The 21275-nt window shown below is 53.2% G+C and carries 21 protein-coding genes; 9 read left to right on the top strand and 12 right to left on the bottom strand.

The features are described 5' to 3' along the window. Nucleotides 1–32: 32 nt before the first annotated feature. Both EI77_RS14020 and EI77_RS14025 read left to right on the top strand, forming a co-directional pair. Nucleotides 33–1154 (top strand): glycosyltransferase family 4 protein, encoded by a 1122-nt coding sequence (locus EI77_RS14020; protein ID WP_133795920.1) that lies wholly within the window; start codon nt 33–35, stop codon nt 1152–1154. After that, a complete protein-coding gene (locus tag EI77_RS14025) occupies nt 1151–2095 on the top strand; it encodes a glycosyltransferase family 9 protein (protein WP_133795921.1) in 945 nt (314 codons plus the stop codon). Before EI77_RS14020 ends, EI77_RS14025 begins: the two co-directional genes overlap by 4 nt. Nucleotides 2096–2104: 9 nt before the next feature. On the opposite strand, the gene EI77_RS14030 is transcribed toward EI77_RS14025, so the two are convergent. Beyond that, nucleotides 2105–3922 (bottom strand): glycosyltransferase family protein, encoded by a 1818-nt coding sequence (locus EI77_RS14030; protein ID WP_133795922.1) that lies wholly within the window; start codon nt 3920–3922, stop codon nt 2105–2107. A 316-nt stretch (nt 3923–4238) separates the two neighbouring features. On the opposite strand from EI77_RS14030, the gene EI77_RS14035 reads away from it, so the two are divergent. After that, entirely contained in the window at nt 4239–5045 is an 807-nt protein-coding gene (locus EI77_RS14035; RefSeq protein WP_133795923.1) for a class I SAM-dependent methyltransferase, read from the top strand. Nucleotides 5046–5081: 36 nt separating this feature from the next. Here the strand turns inward: EI77_RS14035 and EI77_RS14040 are convergent, their stop codons facing one another. From EI77_RS14040 to EI77_RS14080, 9 genes are all read right to left on the bottom strand, one after another. Next, nucleotides 5082–5888 carry an AAC(3) family N-acetyltransferase gene (locus tag EI77_RS14040; protein ID WP_133795924.1) on the bottom strand — a complete coding sequence of 269 codons (807 nt, stop codon included), beginning with the start codon at nt 5886–5888 and terminating at the stop codon, nt 5082–5084. Between the two features lie 4 nt (nt 5889–5892). Then, the gene (locus tag EI77_RS14045; protein WP_341806067.1) at nt 5893–7179 is read right to left on the bottom strand and encodes a DUF4910 domain-containing protein; all 1287 of its coding nucleotides are present in this window, start codon (nt 7177–7179) and stop codon (nt 5893–5895) included. A 124-nt stretch (nt 7180–7303) separates the two neighbouring features. After that, a complete protein-coding gene (locus EI77_RS14050; RefSeq protein WP_133795926.1) occupies nt 7304–7531 on the bottom strand; it encodes an acyl carrier protein in 228 nt (75 codons plus the stop codon). 33 nt (nt 7532–7564) lie between these two features. Further along, the gene (locus tag EI77_RS14055; protein WP_133795927.1) at nt 7565–8500 is read right to left on the bottom strand and encodes a ketoacyl-ACP synthase III; all 936 of its coding nucleotides are present in this window, start codon (nt 8498–8500) and stop codon (nt 7565–7567) included. Further along, on the bottom strand, nt 8500–9111 hold the full coding sequence (locus EI77_RS14060; protein ID WP_133795928.1) for a hypothetical protein: 612 nt from the start codon (nt 9109–9111) through the stop codon (nt 8500–8502). Before EI77_RS14060 ends, EI77_RS14055 begins: the two co-directional genes overlap by 1 nt. A 287-nt stretch (nt 9112–9398) precedes the next feature. Then, nucleotides 9399–10112, bottom strand: a complete 714-nt coding sequence (pseF, locus tag EI77_RS14065; RefSeq protein ID WP_133795929.1) for a pseudaminic acid cytidylyltransferase — start codon at nt 10110–10112, stop codon at nt 9399–9401. Continuing rightward, entirely contained in the window at nt 10109–11026 is a 918-nt protein-coding gene (locus EI77_RS14070; protein WP_133795930.1) for an LbetaH domain-containing protein, read from the bottom strand. The genes pseF and EI77_RS14070 overlap by 4 nt, the downstream gene beginning before the upstream one ends. Before the next feature lie 13 nt (nt 11027–11039). Then, entirely contained in the window at nt 11040–11270 is a 231-nt protein-coding gene (locus EI77_RS14075) for an acyl carrier protein (RefSeq protein WP_166647260.1), read from the bottom strand. A gap of 153 nt (nt 11271–11423) precedes the next feature. Continuing rightward, nucleotides 11424–12488, bottom strand: coding sequence for a PseG/SpsG family protein (locus EI77_RS14080; protein WP_133795932.1), 1065 nt, complete (start codon nt 12486–12488; stop codon nt 11424–11426). Nucleotides 12489–13017: 529 nt separating this feature from the next. Here EI77_RS14080 and EI77_RS14085 point away from each other — a divergent pair. The 5 genes from EI77_RS14085 to EI77_RS14105 all read left to right on the top strand — a co-directional run bounded on the left by EI77_RS14085 (nt 13018) and on the right by EI77_RS14105 (nt 17917). Further along, the gene (locus tag EI77_RS14085) at nt 13018–14004 is read left to right on the top strand and encodes a phytoene/squalene synthase family protein (protein ID WP_166647261.1); all 987 of its coding nucleotides are present in this window, start codon (nt 13018–13020) and stop codon (nt 14002–14004) included. A 113-nt stretch (nt 14005–14117) separates the two neighbouring features. Then, nucleotides 14118–15434, top strand: coding sequence for a polysaccharide deacetylase family protein (locus tag EI77_RS14090; RefSeq protein WP_133795934.1), 1317 nt, complete (start codon nt 14118–14120; stop codon nt 15432–15434). A gap of 123 nt (nt 15435–15557) precedes the next feature. Continuing rightward, a complete protein-coding gene (locus EI77_RS14095) occupies nt 15558–15821 on the top strand; it encodes a hypothetical protein (protein ID WP_133795935.1) in 264 nt (87 codons plus the stop codon). 74 nt (nt 15822–15895) lie between these two features. Then, entirely contained in the window at nt 15896–16801 is a 906-nt protein-coding gene (locus EI77_RS14100; protein WP_133795936.1) for a LysR family transcriptional regulator, read from the top strand. Between the two features lie 171 nt (nt 16802–16972). Further along, on the top strand, nt 16973–17917 hold the full coding sequence (locus EI77_RS14105) for a rhomboid family protein (protein ID WP_133795937.1): 945 nt from the start codon (nt 16973–16975) through the stop codon (nt 17915–17917). Nucleotides 17918–17942: 25 nt separating this feature from the next. On the opposite strand, the gene EI77_RS14110 is transcribed toward EI77_RS14105, so the two are convergent. Further along, nucleotides 17943–18503: a hypothetical protein gene (locus tag EI77_RS14110; protein WP_133795938.1), complete on the bottom strand. Its 561-nt coding sequence runs from the start codon at nt 18501–18503 to the stop codon at nt 17943–17945. Between the two features lie 102 nt (nt 18504–18605). Here EI77_RS14110 and EI77_RS14115 point away from each other — a divergent pair, with 102 nt between their 5' ends. Further along, the gene (locus EI77_RS14115; protein ID WP_133795939.1) at nt 18606–19544 is read left to right on the top strand and encodes a sugar phosphate isomerase family; all 939 of its coding nucleotides are present in this window, start codon (nt 18606–18608) and stop codon (nt 19542–19544) included. A 95-nt stretch (nt 19545–19639) separates the two neighbouring features. On the opposite strand, the gene pyrG is transcribed toward EI77_RS14115, so the two are convergent. Further along, nucleotides 19640–21259: a CTP synthase gene (pyrG, locus tag EI77_RS14120; protein WP_133795940.1), complete on the bottom strand. Its 1620-nt coding sequence runs from the start codon at nt 21257–21259 to the stop codon at nt 19640–19642. Nucleotides 21260–21275 lie beyond the last annotated feature (16 nt).

Below are 21275 nucleotides of genomic sequence, written 5' to 3' on the forward strand. Positions count from 1 at the left end.
AACGCTCCGGATTGATCGAAAGAAAGTCGTTCATGCTGCCCCAAGTTGTCTTTGTCCAAAACTCCGTTCACCTGGCCGGGGCTCAAAAGTCCCTGTCCCGGCTGCTGAGTGCACCCGGGATGAAGCCGCATGATCCGGTGTTGCTGGCGGGTCAGGAGGGCTGGCTCACCCAGCATTGCAGCGCCCATGCCGTTCGCTGGTTGCGCCTGCCTTTTCCTGCTTCTCGCAGTCTTGCCGGGCGTCTATGGGGAAACTGGCTTTTTGCGAAACAGGCCGCCAAGTCGCTTCGCACTCTGCTTGAAAAGGACCGCCCACTCATCGTGCACACGAATGACCATCCAGACAGCCTGCTGGGACTGGCCTTGGCGCGGGAACTGGCTGCTGTGCCGTTGCTGACATTGAGGACGCCAGGGATGAGTCAGCGTGACTTTGAAAAGTATCGCTGTGGGGATCACTCGCACATCATCGCTGTTGGCGATGAGCTTTTTCATAAAGTGCATCCTTGGATCTCCGGCCAGCGGCCCCTCACCCTTGTTCATAACGGTGTCACCGCTGAGGAGATTCTCCCACCTCTTGATTGGCCTGCCGGGGAAAAGCTGGCTCGTGTGCTAGTGCTGGGCTCCATCATTCCCCGAAAAGGCTGGCAGGATCTTGTGGAAGCTCTTCTGATTCTGGAATCCAACCTGCCTGCCGGGCCGCTTCCCGAGATTCATTTCCTTGGAGATTTGCTGGGCCAGGATGCTGCTGCCACGCTGGATACGGCCCGGCTGAAACGTTTTGCGGTGTCTTTTCTCGGCGTTGATGAAAATTACCGGGAGCGCCTTCGCCAGTATGCCTTGGCGGTGCATCCTTCGCGGAGTGAAAGTTTCGGCATGGCGGCTCTGGAATGTGTGGCCGCAGGAGTGCCATTACTGGCCGCGACCAGCGGAGTGATCCCGGAATTCATTCCCAACGAAACCTTTCTGTTTCCTCCTCAGCAGTCCGCCGTGCTGGCTGAAAAACTGGCTTTGCTTCTCCAACTGGATCCCCCGGTGATCGCCTCCCAGTTTACTTTCTCAGAGGCTCAACGTACGATCCAAGACCGCTTTGCCACTCCTGGGACGGTCCGCAAACTTCATCAAATCTATACAGGGCTGAAGCCCGCCCATGCATGAATGCCGGAGCTGCGATTGTCAGTGATAAACAATTGGGAGATGTCTTGCTGCTGCAGCCGTCAGCACAGCATCTGGCCGGAGTGACTGGAAAAGATACCGCCTTGTTTGTGCGGGATGCGTTTCAGCCATTGGTTGAACTCATGCCCGGATGCACTTGGGGACCCGGAATCAAAGGCAGCTTTTCACAGGTATGGACCACGAATTGGAGCTCCAGGGCGGTCTGGCAGGCATTTCGACTGCGCTGCAAAAGGCGGATCCTCATCGTCAATAAAACCCGGCATCTGCGCTGGTGGTATCGTTTTGTGTTTCATGATGTGAGGATGGAACCAGCCAATGCCGAATACTGGGCACGCTATACCTGGAGGGTCATCAGCGGCCAAAAGGCAGAGGATTTTATAGCGCCGCGTTTAGAGACACCACCTGCAGAGTGGGGCCACGAAAAGTGTCCTGCAGGAGATTTCATCCTCATCAATCCAACGGCAGCCTGGTCCCGGAAATTTTGGGGAGCAGACCAATGGGCAGAAACCATGAGAAGACTGCCGCTGAACGGCAATTCCACCTTTGTCATTGCCGGAGGTGGATCCGAGCGTGAGAAGGCCCATTGCGAAGACATCGTTAAACATTATGGAATGCCGGTCTTGGATCTTTGCGGCAGAACGTCCATGAAGCAGTACCTTCACCTTCTGTCTAAAGCGCGAATGGTGCTATGCATCGACGGCGCTGCATCGCACCTAGCCCAGGCTTTTGGAGTGCCGACAATGACGGTCTTTGGCCCCACTCATCATCGGAAATGGCACTGGCCTGCCCCTCAGCACAGGGTGCTGGCAGCGTGTGATTTCAACCTCACCGCGGCGGGTGTGCCTAACGGGCAGTTATCAGCAACGGAAGTGCCTGTGGATGCCTTTTTGAAAGAGGCGGAACTCGTTCTCAAAACCCTCTGAGGCTACCTTTCAAGGCTGCTCCAATGCTCCCAGAGGTGCCACGTTAGAATTTGGCTGACGGGTCATTTCAGTAGCGTTTGATTGAACTGGCGAGTTTTTTTTCTGACTTTTCACTAACACTGAGCCGATACCGCTGACCAGACTCTGCCGACCCGTGGGCCAGTAAAACACATCCGCATACTGATGCTGGTGGTGGATTTGGTCGGTGCAAAACTGAGCGTCATTCTCCAGCCGGTGAAGCATACTTACCACGCTATCGACATCGGTTGCCAATAGACAGGCTTGGTACTCGTAGATAAGAGGGAAGCCGCGGTCAATGTTAGGTTCGTGCAGGAAAATCACCGGAACCCCGAGCACAAAGGCTTCCATTGCGGCTGTGGAATTGGCATTCAGCATGACCTGTGCCCTCAGAAGGTGCTCCTGCATGCTCTCTTCTGGCGGGATAATGCTCAGATTGGAGGGAGGATTCAGAGAATGGATAAACTGAGTGCGGACGTATAGCTCATCCTCATCCATGCCAATGAAGCATTGCGCTTTTTTCTTCCTGTCCCGCAGAGGATGAAATTTGATGTAAAACTGATGGTTAGGCATGCTCCGGGCCGTTTCTACCAACAGTAGATAGTGGCTGTAGCTGCGTTGCGGCTCCACGGTGGAATAAATGCCCGCGTAAAAGGTGTCCGCGTACAAGATGACGTTATTTTTTTGAGGCGCTTGCTCATCAGTGCGGGCACGCGGACTGCGATGGGACGCTACTAAAACGACTTTATCGGGATGGTGTCCGAGTCTTCCTGCGATGTGGTTGCTGCGTCCGCTATCACACAGCAGCCAGTCCGGAGTAAAACTGAAACGTGTTTCGGGAATGTGATCGTAGGTATAGGCAGCCACGTTGATTCCTAATTCTCCAGCTGCGAGGCACCAGATACGCTCATCCGTGTCCTCCTGTGTATCGCAAAGCAGCAGTTGTGGACGGGCCTTTTCCAGAAGCTGCTTGGCGCGCAAATACTTCAGGGCGAAGGCAGGATAAATGTCTCGTGATTGCTGCTCGCCCAGGTCTAAAAGAATAGATTTCGGATTTCCAGCGTCCTGCTGAAGCGTTTTCCCCAGATGTGTCTTACACTTTTGCCACCAACCTGCATATGCAGCTTTCATCCGTTCTAGCTCTGGTCCCTTGATACGGCCAAGAGCGGCCACTGAGATGTAAGCCCAGTCCAATTCTGCGGCCTGCGGCTGAGACCTCAGCATTCTGGCGACACGCCCACTGGTGCAGAGGATCTCAACAGGACGGGAAATGAGGGATTCAGGCGTCGCGGACGCCAAAGTGGCTGGCTTTTTCAGCCAACGGTTGATGAGCCTTTGCATCCGTCGTTTGATCGACAAGAATCGCTTTTCCTGGTCGAAAAACTCGACGTTCAATCCATACTGCGCCGCTACCTGTGTCCAGGCTCTAAAGCTGATACCAGCGCCAGCAGCAACGACGATGTGGTCGTAACTTCGCTCCGGCATAAACCTGCTGGCCATCTCTAGATTCACCAAATAAGGATTGATCCATTTGCGACAGATCATCCCCAGACAAGCGGAACGAAAACGGCGGTTCAGCGGCACTGTTTGATCTTCAGGAAGCTCAGACAGATAATACTCCAATAAATGGCTGCTCCTGATATCTGTCTGGAGCAGATCTTCCTTTTTCATGAGTTCGGTGCCGTTCACCCATGAAGCCGTCTTCGGACGCTGGTCTTTTGGCAGCAAGGTTTCCACCTCGAGAACATGAATTTCCTCCTCCTCCTGTTTTGACGCTGCAAAGTACTTCCTACAGGCGGAAGGTGCCAAAGAGCCATAAATAAACAGAGTCCGCTTCATTCGTTGTAGATCAGCCTTTCACTATGGAAAGCTGACAGATATGCGACAACTCTTTTTGCGGTGGAGTGCTCGCGGCCTCAAGATTTGCGCACTAGCCGCAGGGCACGAAGAACCATGAGCTGAACCACCCAAAATGCGGAACAAAGGCCTTGCCAAGCGCAGCTAGCCAAACCACCAATCCTGGGATCAGCATGGCTTCATTTCATTAAGCTTGGCCGGAAAACGGGATCCACCACGATCAGCCAACCTGTCCTTAAATCCAAAGAGTCTCCCTGAGAAAAAGACGATGAATAAATACCTTCGCAACTTTCTATTGAATTCCCGCATCCCGATGTTGGCTGAATGGGGCGCACTTGATTTAAGGAAGAAGCATTTGAAACGCCATGCCGCCCATCAAAAGGAGGTGTTTGCCCGTCTATACGACAACAATGCAGAGAAGATAACGGTGCTGAACGGGCCTTTTAAAGGCATGCGTTACATCAATGAAGGCGTATGGGGCTCCATCACTCCGAAGTGGATCGGCTCCTACGAAAATGAGCTTTGGCCTGTGATTCAAGAGATCCTTCAAAAGCCTTATCGGCGTATCATCGATGTGGGATGTGCCGATGGCTACTATGCGGTCGGATTCGCTCGTGCTCTTCCTGAAGCAGAAATTACTGCTTATGATCAAGATCCCGTTTCCCGGGACCAGACAGGTCGTCTCTGGGAGCTCAATGGTCGCCCTGGGTGTTTAAAATTGGGACGCTGGTGTGATCACGCTGCGCTTCAGGAAATAGGCGGTGCAGGCAGTCTTGTCTTTTGTGACATTGAGGGTGGGGAAATGGATCTGCTAGACCCCGCTCGATGCCCGGCGTTGAAGGAATCAGACATCCTGGTCGAAGTGCATAAGTATAAAAATCGTGGGAATGTCGAAAATGCGGATGAACTGACCGCGCGCTTTCAAAATAGTCACTCCATCACCCGAATCTTGGATACGGTTACAATTCCTCCGCTCAGTTCCGTAGAGTCTCTGGCCGGGCCAGCACTGGAGAAGGCCGTCGAAGAAGGCCGTACTAACGGTCAGATCTGGCTATGGATGGTAGCAGGCAAATAGCAGACCCTAGGGAGGTCGTCTGACAGAAAATTTACTTCAGCGCTGATAAGGACGCTGCACCGGGGGACGGCGCAGCCATGCGTAAATATCTTTTGTCATGCTGTCACGCACGGCCTGCTCAAAGGTTCGCATGCGATAGGCGTACAGATGATTCATTCCGACTTGCACTTTGCGGACGTGTTCTTGCATTAAAGGATGCTGAAAGAATTTTTCATTACGGTCCCGTTCCAGATCAGCTTCCAGGTAAGTCACAAAGAGGTAGAAGGGCTCAATGGATATCTTTCCGTCTCTGACGACCGGATGCAGAAACTCCTTTGTATATCGATACGGCACCGCCATGGTCATTTCCATGTGATGGACGATGCTACAGGTAAGTTGCGGGGGCATGGCCACACTGAGACCCCAGGCATCACACGCAAGCAGGCGTTCATAGGGGGTGTTGGGGCCATATGCATGGCGGCTGGTATTTCCGGTAACGCTCTCCGCTTGTTTTCCCCATGCAGTTAATGAACCAAACGGGTGAAATTGACGGACAGCTCCGGGCAGCTTGCGCACATAATCCGTAAACGCTCCCCGCTGGCTCGGGGTATTTTCAAGATCGAAAGGGATGTCCGTGTTGCACAGGGAAAAGGAGTGCGTGGGCACTATCATTGTGCCCGTTTCTCCAATCACTGAAGCGAGTGATTCATGAAAACCCTGTAAAGTGCCCAGTTTAGTCTTTGATTCGTGAAAGCCTAAATTGCCAAAATCTCCAGTGAGATAAACGGTGTCACTAGAACCTATTCCGAGCTGTGCCAGACCTTCGGAAATGTCCTTGTTCGTGTAGTGAGTTTTGCTGATCATAGCTCTATTTTACCGGACGGAGAAGCCCATTGTCGAGCAGCGTTTGGACAGCATCGAACAGCTCCCAAGCGGGCTTGTTTAGGATGTTGGCAATATCCAGCAAATCATGATTTCCATCACAGTAGGCCATGATGTTCACGAGCAGCCGCGCGGAATAATACCCCGCTGCATTTTTGACGCTGGTGGTAGGGTATAAATCTCGTTTGCTTAGCTGTGGCTCTCCCAGCGTGGTGGCTTGATAGTAGCGGTTCTTCTCCAGGCAGTTCAGGCATGTGCGCAACGCATCAAGACCGCCTTGCAGGCCGGATTCAGTGATCAGGCTAAGATCATCGGCAGACGTATGGTATTCAGGAAATGATCCATACCGGGTCCGCATGATGGAACACACGGGCAGATCCACCCCTGGCCAGCAGTAATTTCGCTCATCACTACCACGTTGAAGATAAGTATAACGCACGTGGCCGGGATGCTTGTGAGTCAACGTGTGCAGGGCTACCTTATCAGCTAAGGTGTCGCCCAGTCTCGATGGCATGTAGGAGTAAGCTCGGTCATCGCCTAGACAGGTTAGGACAAACCCAGCTTTGACATTCTTTTTTAGATGATCGAGATGCTTCGATAAATAAATCAGGCTGCCAATGGTCTCCGGAATAAAAACGAAACGGTAAGTATAGCGGCGTGAAGTCAGCCCCTGGAGGTATTTCGCCAGCCAGGTCGCAACTACGGGGCCGGACAATTCATTGTTTGCCATTGAGGGATGGCAAATGTAGGCCGAAAGCAGAATTTCATCCGTTGTTTCACCAGGGATGATAAGTTCTCCATAAGTGAGATTTCCCGCCTTTAGAGTCGAATCAATCACCGCTCGGTATTTACCCGGCTTTAATTGCTGGTGCTGCTGATGTGGAATACAAAATCCCCAGGTACGCTTATAATAGCTGGTGATGTATGGGATGACGGTCGGATGATCGGCAAGGGAATGAAGATGCGGTTGCAGTTCCTCCAAGCTCAACTCCAAATCCACGGGTGTTGAATAGCCAAGTACGTGCAGGTTGCTGTCCTTGAAATCAGCGATCACCTCACCATCGGGACCCGTGAGCCGGGCTCCTTTAATATTCCACTCTTCAGGCACCACCCAGTCAAAAGCTGGTGTGCCACTGGGAACTTCATGAATGTTCAAGCCTGGCAGGTGCTCCTGCAGGATCTGAAGAGTTTGACGCACTCCATCCCCGGTCAAGCTGCGGCAGATGGGGAAAAGCCGCGTTGCCAGCGCGTGCATGGAACCATTTTCGATCATTATATCTTAGGGGGGGAATGCAGCTTCAGTCTGTGAGGGCCTATGGGAAGCCCCTCACTGTATTAATGGGCTGCTTTCGCAGAAACTTCGGCTGACTAAAAGGGGGCGTAGGCAACCGGCAGCGTTAGCTAACCTTGCGGTAGATGTCGTTGATCGTGTTCAGATTTGAAATTTCCTCCTCATTGAATTCCAGATTCCACTTCTCCTGGACGCCCAGCAGGAGGGACATCTTGTCGAGCGAATCAAGACCCAGGTCTTTGAACGTGCGGTCGCTGTCCTTGGCAGGGTCGATCTCCAGGCCAGGAACGGCTTCACGGATGATTTCCACAATTGAGTTTAGAGTTTCGTTCATTAATATAAAATATTATAATTTGATGTAAGAGAGTCAGCAACTTTGCCAATCTAACAATCCCGTTGCATAAGAGAGCCCAACGCCAAATCCTGAGATTAGGATTCGTTTGGGTGAGCCTATTTGTAGAGTTGCTTCCAAGGTCAGCGGAATCGCGGAGGATACGGTGTTGCCGAGATCTGTGAGATGAAGTGGCACTTTGTCCTCTGGCAGGCGCATACGCTCGCGCAGTTTGTCCACGATGTACCGGCTCCCCTGGTGTAAAACCACGCGGTCCACTTCTTCCAGGGTCAGTTCTTGCCTAGTCAGCAGTGACTGGATTTGCTTGGGTACAGTGGTCAGGGCAAAGTTAAAAACATCACGGCCATTCATGGCCAGTTTGCCTCCACGATTGTTGATCGCGGCCCCGTTTTTACCCTGAGTTCCAAAAATAACATCCGTGAGTTGCCAGCCAGGAGCACCAGCCTCTAACAAACTGACGGTGGCAGCATCTCCAAATAGTAGGCAGGTGGCTTGGTCCGTTGGATCGATAATCGCCGAGTATGGGTCGCTGGTGAAGAACAAACCCTTCTGGATCTTGTTGGCCTGCATGAAGGAGATGATGACAGAAAGGCCATACACATACCCGGAGCAGCCCAAAGAAATGTCAAAACAAGCGCAGGCGTCTGCCAGACCTAGCTTCGCATGGACCACGGCCGAAGTATGGGGAATACCGTGACCATCGGGAGTCTGGGTGCAAACGACGACTGCACCTATATCATCGAGTGTGATGCCTTGCTTCTCCAGTTCACGCGCGGCTTTCACGCACAGGTCGGATGCCTGATCATCTGGTTCTTTGATCGCCAGGCTAGTGGTGCCAAGTTTACCTGCCAGAAAGTCATCTTCATACCCGAATATCCGTCCACGTTCACGCGTATCCACTCTTCCCGAAGGAATATGACCGACGATCCTATTTAGACGAACGGGGGACATTAGTGGGGGGTTGAAAAGGAAATGAAGCCGACCCGTTCGTTGTCGATCAAGATTTCGCTTCGGGTAAAACGGTTGGCGAGCACCTGTTTGAGTACTAGGACAAGGCTATTTACCGGCGCTGGGGGTAGAGGACGGCCAAGCTCCAGCTTGGCAAAGATCCATTTTGGACTCAGCTCCGGCAGTAGTTGTAAATGCAGACGCTTGTTGAGGAAAACGACCTGCTCAATGAGGCTGCCAACCGAAGAGTTTTTCAGTGAGGCGCTTTTGCCTGCCGTGTCCACGATTGCTGCGCTAATCACGTCCTTTTCATTGCAAGCTTCACGCACCACGACAGGGCGTGAACTTTCCAAAAGCGCAGCGTGCAACAGGGTGTCACCAGTTCCAAACCGCATTTCCGCCCGGAAACAAGGATCCTCGCGCAAATGACGCAAACTTTCTGTCCCGATTACGAGGTCGGGTTGCTTGGTTAGTAAGGAGTGAAAAATAATAGAGATGGTGCCCTCTGGAAGCCTGTCCCCGATCGCAGCTATGGCTCCCTCATAAAGTGCGGTGCCCTGCAAATACGGGCGTTGGCCCCGAAACGAAAGCTCGAGAGGGATAATTTCAGACATATCACTTATTTTTTGGCGGTGGGGGATTTAAATAGGCTAAAACTAATTGAACTTCTTCAGTGACGTATCCACACTTTGTGGTACGGGTCGAATCAATAAGTCTTTAAAGGACATATTTTGCACGACTGTAGAGACAGGCCCGAATTTGAAATGAATTACCCTACACATTCAAGAGGCAGATTTGGAAGGTAATTCGTGATTAGCGTCGGTATTTCAACGATTCAATAAGTGTTTACTTTGCGTTTTTTCTGTGAGGTAAGAAGATGTCGTAACTAAATAAAAGACTGTTAAACAGGAATAATCTCTGGATGTTCCGCAAGAAACTGATGCTTCAATTCGGCTAGCCGCCAGTCTTCAATAGTGTTGATGTCCTGTGTTTCAAGCTCTGAAAGCAACAAAGGCAGGCGTTTGAGCGATGCCATCGTCTTTAATTCACGCGCCAGAAAAGGGGCAGTGCGCACCCAGTACATCTGGGCAGCATCGAAGTACGTTTCCTCCAGATCCTGTGATCGCGAATATTGCATGGACTCACTTTGAAATACGACTCGGCTATCCCGGATAACCATGCACCGCGTGGCAGGTTGTGGGGTGCGCACGACGGTGATGATTCCTTCCGTCCCAGAGTTGGAGTCCAGCATTCTTTGGGCTTCCTGCAGTCGCTCTTTCCGGACGAGGGCCGCCGTCGCAAAAAGGCAGCAAGCGGTTTCAAAATGACGACCGCTTTTCGCATAAGTTTGCAAAACCTCTCTGATAACGCAGGCAATGCCAGTGTTGTCATCAGATGTGGACACACTCCTCAGAAAGGGCACACTTGCACCCCATTGCAGGGCTGTTTCTGCGATCTTAGGACAGTCTGTGGAGACCATGACCTCGCTGAAGCAGCCACAGGAAAGCGCCGCATCTATCGCATAACCAATGATGGGTTTGCCGTGAAAAAGACGGATGTTTTTTCCCGGCAGCCTTTTGCTCCCGCCCCGGGCTGGTATGATGGCTAGGCTCATGCGTTTAGGCCATCCGATGGCGTGCGGGCATCTCGCAGCTTTTTGGCAAAATGGAGCATCCGTGGCTGGTGCTCTGTGGTGAAGTTGCCAGACACAGACGCATGATCTGCCACGTTGGTGATCACAATGGAGCCCGCCATCACTTGGGCATGTTCACCGATTTTCACATGCTCACGGACAAAGCTCCCTGTACCGATGAAGGCCCCCTTGCCGATCACACATCGGCGGGCCAGCACACATTGATTGGAAACTACCACATGATCCCCTACCTTGGCCTCGTGACCCACCACACTATTCAGGCCAATGATGGAGGCGTGGCCCACTCTTGTAACGTCGGTATCATGGATGGATCTCACCACCGTGCTGCCGCTCATCAGGACAGCATGGTCTTCAATTTCCACATAACCCCCATGAGGAATCATGCGCGGCCCGTCCGGTGTCCGGTGGTAAAGGATTCCTTCCATCGCAATCCGGGCTCCAGGCTCCATGATAACATGGCTGCCAATGCGCGCCTGCTGCCGGATGACAACATTTTCACCAATGACGACATGGTCACCTATCCAGCAGCCATCCGCCACAATCGCGCTGGGATGAATGCGGCAGTTCACTCCGCGATGAGGTGTGATGGGAAGTTGGTAGCGCTTTTCTGCCACCCACCTTTCATGCAGCTTGTAAAAAGCTTCGCGAGGGTCTTTGCAGATGGCCACACCTGCGATGCCTTCGGTAAAGCTGGCGAGCTCCTGTGTGGTAATGATGCAGCTTATAGCAGGATTTTGGCAGGCCTGCCGCACATATTTGATCCCATCACTGAAGGCCAGTGTCCCAAGGGGCCTGGCATCCGCATATCCCAAGGTCGCAAACTCAGCGTTACGGAGGATGCTGCCAGCTTCAAAAAATTGGTCCAGTTTCTGCATAAATTAGAAATGTTTAAGCGGTGATCTGCTCGCAGATGCTTTTGATCGTGCTCATTTGACCGATCTGTTCTTCTGTAAAAGTCAGGTTCCATCGGTCCTGCACTGCTAGCAGCACTGACATCTTGTCTAGCGAGTCTATCCCCAGCTCTTTGAGTGACCTGTCTCCATCCGTGGCTGGGTCGATTTCGATGTCGGGTAGGGATTCGCGGAGAATGGCCACAACACTGGTCAGGGTATCGTTCATGCTAAAGATAGGTCGGGGATCAAATAGGGTCATTGGTTGAAGGAAGGCCTTCGCCAGATCCCGCCCACCGATGATTTCGCAGAATAACAAAATGTGGTTTTGTGTGTGTCAGAATGCGCACGTGACGCGGTTGCTGCTGGCTTATACACTTTCTCATCTTGACGTTTTTGAAATGGCTCGTGGCAGGTCCAAAAGTGCCGAGGCACAGCGCTTGGCCCCAAGGCCATCCTGAGCCTCCCAGCAGCGGCGGGCCATGTTTAGGCGAACGGTCGGATGGCTGAGCAAATAACTCAGTTGCTCCACAGCCGTTGCTTCCTGGATGTCCTGGATCGCTCCCAGGTTCAGGGCCATGCCCGCTGCCTGCCAGGACTTGGCTGGGAAGAACTGGTTATCGGCAATGCAGACAATGACGGGTGGCACACCGAGGCAGGCCAGTTCATGCAGGGAAGTGCCTCCAGCGCACAGGGCCAATTGGCAGCGTGCCATGAAAGGGGCCGGATGCCAGTTGTCCACATGGAGCTCAATGCGGGATGACTGTCGCGCCTTTTCTTTGATCGCTGGCAAGTGGGGATTCATGCTGCTGCCCATCACAATCCGCGTCCCTGTAAACTCCGTTGCATCTAGCCATTCGAGGGCTTTCAAAATCCCGCCCTGGTCATCTCCACCTCCGAATGTCAGCATGATGGAGCTGATTTCTTTGGAGGTGGGCGGCATCAGCTTGGATCGCATTTGGCGAAAATCCTCACCGACAAGCGCATAGCCCGGTCCGGTCAGAAACTGGGTATCATCAGCCGGTTTGCGCGTTGTGTATTCTTCCACTCCTGCGTCTGGCCTGGCGTCGTGCACAAGCGCTCCGAGAAGAGGATGCGTGTGCAGCGGATTGCCAAATTGCATCCACCGCAGACCCGCATCACGGAGAGGTGTTTGATAGCTTTTGTCCAGGCGGTAATGATCCACTACCCCTGCCTCCACCTTGTTTTTCTCACAGAACTTCACAGTCAGTTCTGCGTCCTTCTCCGGGCTGCAATCCCAGGGGATTTCATGCAGCACGGCATTGGCTGGAAAGTCCTGACCATTAAAATCCACCTTTTCATGCCGTATAAAAAAATGTGGGCGGGCACCTAGCGCACTGCATTCTCTGGCCAGTACACAGCAGCGTCGCAGATGCCCCAGACCTCTCTGTGGAGAAGCATCAAGGCGAAAGAATAGAGAGCGCATAGTTAGGAATTACTGCTCTCTGAAGGCCCTGGAACCGTCGCTGGACGTCCATAATAGGAGCGACCTTCGACTGTCATCCGGCATGCCGTGACAGAGAACAGATGGGGGTGGGGAATTAGTGGGGGGGAAGCAGATGAGGTGTTCTCTCATAAGGCTGACTCATGCTTATGTGGCAGCTATGAACCCTCAACTTCGTTATGGTTTAACGTTTTATAAGGGTATCTCACTTGCTTGCTAAAGATATCAAAAAACATTTTTTAATAGTGTCAAAACCGTTGCAAAAATTTGCTTGAAGCATTGTCTGGGACCGGTCAAAAAAGAGATTCCAAAAATCCGAAAGACTAGTCGTGGCCGATGAGATGACGAATGTCACTTACCCTTTCGCTGGACCTTCGGATGCGGTGGAGAGTTCGGATGTGAATTTTTTTTCGTATTCCCAAGTTGGATATCTGGGCTGTAAATGGAGAGCCACCAATTTCACCCGCAATATTGCTGGAGCCGCACCTTCGCTGGCCCTATGAAAGCGCTTATGTCGGATGAATCTCATCATGAACGCGAACTCGGGGGCCAGCTACTGGCCTCTGTCTCTCGCTCCTTTTATCTTACCCTGAAAGCTCTCCCTCGAGAGTTGCGGGAGCCTCTATCTCTGGCCTACCTGCTGGCGCGCACCGCCGATACTATTGCTGATACAGCCGCCGTCCCGGAGGATGTTCGCCTGGAATGTCTTCACGACTATGAGGCGCTGGTGCAAGGAAATGAGATGGACCATGACCGGCTGGCGCTGACCATACGTACGCGCTTTGTTTCCTTGCAGGGGGATGAGGCCGAGCGTCGGCTCATGGAACGTTTTCCGGATGGCATTGCCTGGCTCCGCACCATGCAGGGCGGCTCGTTAAATTCGATTCGAAATGTCCTGCATCACATCATCCGGGGGCAGATTCTCGATATCGAACGTTTTCCTGGGGATGGCCAGGTGCGTGCACTTAGCACAGCCAGGGAACTGGATGAATACACCTGGCTGGTGGCTGGCTGCGTGGGAGAGTTTTGGACGGAAATGTGCATCACTGAACTGCCGACCTCCCTGGACTCAACCGTTTCACTGGGCCAAATGAAAACCTGGGGAGCCCGCTTGGGCAAAGGCCTTCAGCTCATCAATATCCTCCGTGACATTGGTGAAGACATTCAGGATGGCCGCTGTTACCTGCCCAATGGTTTGAACGGCCCCGCTGAGCTAGAGGCGGAGTGGTCACAGTGGATGCTTGTCTGTCAGGAGCATCTTCGCTCCGGCCTGCTCTATGTCCAGCATGTGGCTGATGCCAAACTGCGTTACGCCACCTCGTTGCCTTTGCTGCTAGGCCTGAAAACGGTTGCGCGAATGAAATCTGCCACCTGGGCACAGGTGCAGAAAGGCATCAAAATCACCCGTCTGGACGTAGCTATGATTCTCGCGGAGGCCGCTCTGGCATGCCGCAGTCCTGAAGCTTTGGAAAAGCTCTACCGTAAAATGGAGGGTTGAAAAGGGGGTGATTCTATCATTGCCAGCCCATCATACAGGATACACACCCGAACTCTGAGAAGGTACCTGAGTGTCAAGGTTGCATTCCTGTCTTCCTGTATGTAGCTCTGTGGATGCGTTACTTCACGCTTTCTCTTTCTATCCTTCTCCTGGCCGGGCTGCCTGCCTGCAAGCGTATTGAATCCAAGCTCGACCGCCTGGCACGGGCCGCGGGCATTACCCCGGAGCTTCCTCCGGAGCAAAAAACTGCACTGGTTGAAGCTCCATTAACGCCGGAACAGGAGGCTATGGAAAAACGGCTCCAGGAAAGTGCTGTTTTTGAAGCCGCCAAAGAGGAGGATCTGCAGGCTCCGAAGGCGGAAGCTTTCGAACTCAACAAATCTGCCGTTGTTTCAATCCTGGGTTATCACGATTTCCGCGAGCGTGGCGGCAGTCCCATGATCATCGCTGCCAGCAAATTTAAGGAGCAGATGAAAGCCATCAAGGAATCCGGTATTCCGGTAATTCCTCTGAGTGATGTCATTGCTTGGCGAAAAGGTCTGAAAAACATCCCTGAAGAATCTCTGGTCATCACCATGGATGACGGGTGGGCAGGAGTTTACACCTATGCATACCCCATTTTAAAAGAATATGACTTCCCCTTCACAGTCTATGTTTACAAGAAATATGTCAACATTGGCGGTCGCAGTCTTAGCTGGGCGCAAATCAAAGAAATGACGCAGCATGGCTGTGAGATCGGGAGCCATAGCGTCTCCCATGAAAGCCTGCGTGCCAAAAAGGGCCGCACAGACGCAGAGCATCTCCAGTGGGTGCTGGGAGAACTCAAAGATTCCAAAGAATTCATCGAAAAGAATCTTGGCGTGCCATGCACCACCTTTGCTTACCCCTTCGGCGTCTTCGACGAGGTGATGGCGGAAACTGGCCTGCAAGTGGGATACGAAAGTCTAGTCACTGTTAACAGTCAAAAGGTGAATTGGGATACTCATTTGGGCAAGATAGGCCGCTTTATCATCCATGGGGAAAGTGATGCAAACTTCAGACTGGCCACCAGCTTTCGGGGCCGGGGAGATGTGACTTCCAATCACTTTTTGAAGACCGATGCCAAAGATGCTGATGGCAAAAAGCTTGTAGAAATGAGTCCTGGACCTGATGAAGTTATCAAGGACCGACGCCCTGTCATACGTGTTAATTTACAGCGTGTAGGCTCAGTCGTTCCTGGCACTGTTCGTCTTCGCATTGCGGGTCTTGGCACTGTTCCTGCACAGTATGATCCTGTGACCATGATGGTGGTCTATCCTTTGCCTTATCGCCTCCGTCGTCAGGACTGTGCCGTCACTCTCAGTTTCAAGCGTGCCGAGGGACAGCCGGATGAAGTGGTGACATGGCGTTTTAAAGTGGATCTGGAGGCCAGTTATCTTCCTCAATCTTGACTGGTATAGATAGGGCAATGAATAAGAAAAGTTAGCTAATATGCAAAAAGCACTAACCTTTGATTGACATTGGTTAGGAATACTCAGATTATAGCGTTCTAAATTAATCCAATATTACTATTCATGGCAAACTCATCCTTACCTTCCGTCGATCAACTAACCCGCGCTCTGGAAATCACCCGGCAGATTGAAAAGCTTCAGTCTGAACTTGAGGCTGTTCTTGGTGGTGATCTCAAAGCCGTAAAGAAGCTCGCAAAGGCTGAGAAGACCACGCCTACCGGTCGCAAAAAACGTACCATGTCCCCTGAAGCCAAAGAAAAGATCGCCGCTGCTCAGCGTCTTCGCTGGTCCAAGCAGAAGAAGGCTGATAAGAAAGCCGCTGTCTAATCTTCCACGCTTGCTCAGTATTTGAGCCGCCATTTTCTTGCCTCTGGCAAGCTCCAAGCGTAATGCCGCAGATCATGGATCTGCGGCATTTGCGTTATTTTCAAGCAGTGGCAGAAGCGTTGAGCTTCTCCCAGGCCTCGCGACGCCTTCACATCGCACAGCCAGCGCTCTCGCGTGCCGTTCAGGAATTGGAGCATGAGTTAGGCACTCGCCTTATTGAACGGGATCGCCGGACGGTGGCGCTGACTCCTGCGGGTGCTGTTCTTCTTCACGAAGCCGGTCTCCTGCTGGATAGATTTGAGGAATCCATGCGCCGTGTCCGCCGCACTGCTGCGGGTGAGGAGGGGGAGCTAAGATTGGGCTACATCGGCCCGCCGACCCAATGTTTTCTAGGCAGGTTGTTGCATGACTATCGCCAGCGTTACCCCCTGGTTTCGGTTCATCTGGAAGAGCGTACCCCGGAACGTGTTTGGGAAATGGTCGCCAAAGGCCGCCTCTCAGTCGCCCTGACTCGACCTTTACCAGGGCAGGGGGAGCGCTCTCTGGAGACCCTGCTTTTGCGCAAAGAACCCTTGGGCATTGTGGTCCCGCTGGACCATCCCTTTGCGGAACGTGAATCGGTCACCTGGAAAATGCTGGCTAAAGAGCCCTTGATCGTCCTGGCGCGGCGCGAGGGGGTCGGCCTGCACGATGAGATCCTCGCTGCGTGCCGCGCGGCGGGCTTCACCCCACGCATCGCGTACAGCCCCAGCCTCATGGGTACAGTGCTCAGTTATGCCGAGGCCGGTGCCGGAGTGGGCATCGCCACGGACAGTGTCGCCGCAGCCTCAATGTCATCGACTTTGCGTTACCTCAGTGTCACCCCTGAGCGCACCGTCCCCCTCGTACTCGTTTGGAATCCTGAAGAAGACCCGCCGCCCGTCAAAGCCTTTCGGGATCTGGTGACTGAGTGGCAGGGATCAGGACGCCTCTGGGAATAAACGAGCCCTAATGGCCGGGACAACGCGCCCTATAGTAGCTGGATAATGAGTACATCAGCAGGATGGACGCAGGGCCGCATTTGAGATAATGTGGGAGTTGTCAGATCCTGAGTTTGAGTCACGTATCTCATCTGTTCCAGATTTTAACTCCAAATCGATTCTTCCGTTTCCATGTCTTATCATGACCGCGACTATATGCGCACGGGACCTCCGTCCTTTGGAGAATGGCTCCGGGGCTGGACGGCCTTTCGCGTGGTGTTTGCGCTGAATGTAGCCGTCTTTATTGTTCAGTGGGTCTTTCAGGAAGCCTGGCTTCGAGATGTATTGACAGGTGAGCAAGTGCGCCCACTTGGAGGTGTCAGTGTGGATGAACTGACCAATGGTCATTTTTGGACACCTTTCACCTTCATGTTTGTGCATGATGGCTGGGGCGCATTTTTGGGAAACATGCTGCTTCTCTGGTTCGCCGGGCGGCGTGTTCAGGATGTCTATGGAGGCCGGAATTTCGTCTGGATTTATCTTGTCTCAGGCTTGGTAGGTGCGGCCGTGGAGATGGCCATTTCAGCCTATCTCCTGCATACGACCTCGACGGTTCTTATCGGTGCCGCAGCTCCAGTTCTGGGTCTATTATTGGCTTACGCCGTGGCCATGCCTGAAGAAGAAGTACCCTTGTTCACCTTCAATCTCTGGACTTTCACCAAAGGTTTGATGCTTGTGAATCTGCTCCTGGCAGGCCTTACCCTTTGGGGGAATTTGCCAGAGTGGCTTCCTGTTGGGGATGTTGCCTACTTTGCTCATTTGGGTGGCGGGCTTGCAGGCTGGTACTTTGCCCGCTCGTTAGGTTATGGTGGCGTCCACGCCCATCGGGTGCGCAATATTCAAGCCGCCGGCTCCACACTTCGCCGCCGTCCTGAAATGGCCCGTGTCCGGCGGCCTGCCGTGGAGGTTGATATGGAAGCCGTTAGGCGGGAGAATCCTCACAACGATCCTCTGGTCAATCTCATGAAGGATGAGATCGACCCCATTCTCGACAAGATCAATGATCACGGTATGGGGAGTCTAACCGACGATGAACGCCGTGCGCTAGATCGAGCCAGTCGGCGTCTGTCTAAATAACCTCTCTTTGCAGGGCTGTGATGTATCAGCTAAACGCCTTCTCTGCCGCCTCCAGACGCAGCACTTCGACCTGATGAATCTGCCGGTGCGCCGCTGATTGTAGGTGCGGCAGATCCAGGCCAGTATCCAGTCCCTGGAGTGAGCGCCAGAGCCGGAGTTTACCTTCGATGCCCAGGACAAGCACCTCCAGGGAAATCAGGAGGCCGAGATCGCCTTCACTGGATTTCACCTTAATTTGCAGGCCCTTTTCAGCAATCCACGCCCCTGCTTTTTTGAGCAAATTTTCATGGGTCTCATATCGGTCTAACAAACTCTTTAATAATTCCTGATCACCCGCGACCTCAGATTTAAGCCCTTTCATTTGGTCTGCTTCTGGACGTCCGGCATAAAGGGTGATCAGATGGTCCAGCAGCTCGATAGCCGCGACTGATCCTGCGAGGTGGTCCTTGAGGTAGGTGGTGAGGTTGTTGGTATTCACAATGATGTATCGTGTGATGCGATGTTGCTGCGTGTGAGCGGAAGAATACTGAGTCTGTAGATGTTCACTTTTGCCCTTCATCATCACAATAAGACTGCCCTTGCGCATGAACGCGGAAGTTTTCGAGCTTGGCAAAGAGGGCGTTGGGCGGCAAACTGCGCTTCTGTCCGCGTTTGTTCCTTTTTGCAATCCCATATCCTGACCTGACCTATGCCTCGCAAACTCAGCCATATAGCCCCCGACTGGTGGGATTACACCACGCTCGACAATGACCTGATCAATGACGCGGCCCGTCTGACAGAGCGTGATCTCCGCCAGCTCTCCCGTCCTGGCTTCAAAGTGGTGATGTACGATACTCTGGAGGACTTCTACCTGGCTGAAGCGCTGGAATACATTCATGCCTGGAAGCAGGCCACGGCTGACAATCCGGCGGGTATCTGCGGTCCCGTGGGGCCGACGGAGCAACTGCCACTGGTAGCACGGCTCATTAATGACCTGGGTATTTCCATCAAGGATGGACACTTCTGGGGCATGGATGAGTGGTATGACCCGGAAACGAAGAAGGAAGTCTCCATGGAGCATCCCTTGTCCTTTGAGAAGGCTGACCGTGAGCTTTGCTTTGACCGCATCCAGAAGAAACTGGTCATGCCGGATGCTCATATGCACTTCCCTAAAGCGGATGTGACTGAATACGTTAAAAGCTGGCATTCAGGCGTGCGCTGCATTGTGATGCAGGGTGGTCAGGGAGACATCAAACATTGGGCCTTCAATGATCCATTGAAGCGCAGTGGTAAATGGAAGACTGAGCCACCACCACCGGCTGAATACCGGAAGCTAGGTACCCGGATTGTGGATCTGCATCCGGTCACGCTTTCCCAAAATGCCCGTACTTCTGGCGGTGGTAACATCACGATGGTACCCCAGATGGCCATCACGGTGGGGCCGAAGGAAACCTGGATGGCGGAGAAGGTGAGCATCTGGCAGGCGGGGATGCATGACAATCCGCTAGGCCAGCGCCTGACGGCTCTGATGATCTCCAAGCGGCTGGCGGATGCGGCGGTGCCGATGTCCCTGCTGGCGGATCACCCGAATGTGCAATTCAACTACTTCCGTGGCGGCCTTGGAAGCTGCGCGGTGGAGATGCACTGATGGGGGGCTCTTAACGAGCCATATAAAAAACCCGCCTGGCCGATTAAGCCGGGCGGGTTTTGTTTTGAAGAGTTAGTTAGGCTTGAATCGCCTGATTAGCAGAGAGGCTCGGGTGCACTGTGATGCTGAAGTGCGGCTTTAACGAAGCCGTTGAAGATGGGATGCGGATCGTTAGGCTTGCTGCTGAACTCAGGATGGAACTGGCAGGCGACGAAGAAGGGATGGTCGGGCAGCTCGATGGTTTCAGCCAGCTCACCTTTTTGGGAGATGCCGCTGATGACGAGGCCGTGGGATTCGAGCTGGTCCTTATACTCTTCGTTGACCTCATAACGATGGCGGTGACGCTCGTTGATGATGGTATCCTGATAAAGCTCATGGACCTTGGTGCCAGGGGTCAGCTGGGTGACCCAGTTGCCCAGACGCATGGTGCCGCCGAGTTGTTTCACCTTTTTCTGCTCTTCCATCATGCTGATGACTGGGGCAGGGGTGGCCTTATCGAACTCAGTACTGTTCGCAGCTGGAAGGTCGCAGACGTTGCGGGCGTATTCGATGACGGCGATTTGCATCCCGAGGCAGATGCCGAAGAATGGAATGCCGACGCGGCGGGCATAGCCTGTGGCGAGGATCTTTCCTTCCGTACCACGGTCCCCGAAACCGCCGGGAATGAGAATACCTTGCAGTCCGCTGAGGTAGATATCAGGACCGCCTTTTTCGATGGCCTCGGCATCCACGCGGACGATGTCCACCTTGCAGTCATTGGCGGCACCGGCATGGGTGAGGGCTTCGTAGATGCTTTTGTAGGCATCCTGAAGTTCAATGTATTTGCCAACGACGCCGATGCGCACGTGATGGGTCGGGTGAATGACGCGCTGGACGAAATGGCGCCATTTACTGAGATCTGGCTGATGGGTGGTAAGATTGAGCTGCTTGCAGACGACGTCATCCAGGCGTTCTTCGTGGAGTTTAAGCGGGACCTCGTAGATGCTGTGCTTGACGTCGCGGACCTCAATGACATCCTCAATAGGCACGTTGCCGAACAGGGAGATTTTTTCGCGCACGTCCTGATCCAGAGGATGCTCGGTGCGGCAGAGGATGATGTGTGGGGCAATACCGATTTCGCGCAGCTTGGCGATGGACTGCTGGGTCGGCTTGGTCTTCAGCTCCTGAGCGGCTTTGATGTAAGGCACCAGGGTGGCGTGGATGAAGAGCACGTTGCCCTGGCCAATTTCATGGCCAAATTGACGGATGGCTTCCAGGAAAGGCAGGCCTTCGATGTCACCGACAGTGCCGCCGATTTCGGTGATGATGACATCGGCCGTCATCTTGGTGGCGACTTCCTTGATCCGGTCTTTGATCTCGTTGGTGACGTGAGGGATGACCTGGACGGTGCGGCCTTGATACTTGCCGGCGCGTTCCTTGTTCAGCACGCTTTGATAGACCTGACCGCTGGTGAGGTTGTTTAGGCGGGAAAGGTTGGTATGCGTGAAACGCTCGTAGTGACCCAGGTCGAGGTCGGTTTCGGCGCCATCATCCAGCACGTACACTTCACCGTGCTCATAGGGGTTCATGGTCCCGGGGTCAATGTTCAGATACGGGTCGAACTTCTGCATGATGACCTTGAGGCCACGAAGTTCAAGCAGGGTGCCGAGGGCAGATGCGGCAAGCCCTTTGCCCAATGAACTGACAACACCTCCAGTGACGAAGATGTATTTCATAGGCTGATGCTGCTGG

The sequence above is a fragment of the Prosthecobacter fusiformis genome (assembly GCF_004364345.1).
In the GTDB taxonomy this organism is placed as follows: Bacteria; Verrucomicrobiota; Verrucomicrobiia; order Verrucomicrobiales; family Verrucomicrobiaceae; genus Prosthecobacter; species Prosthecobacter fusiformis.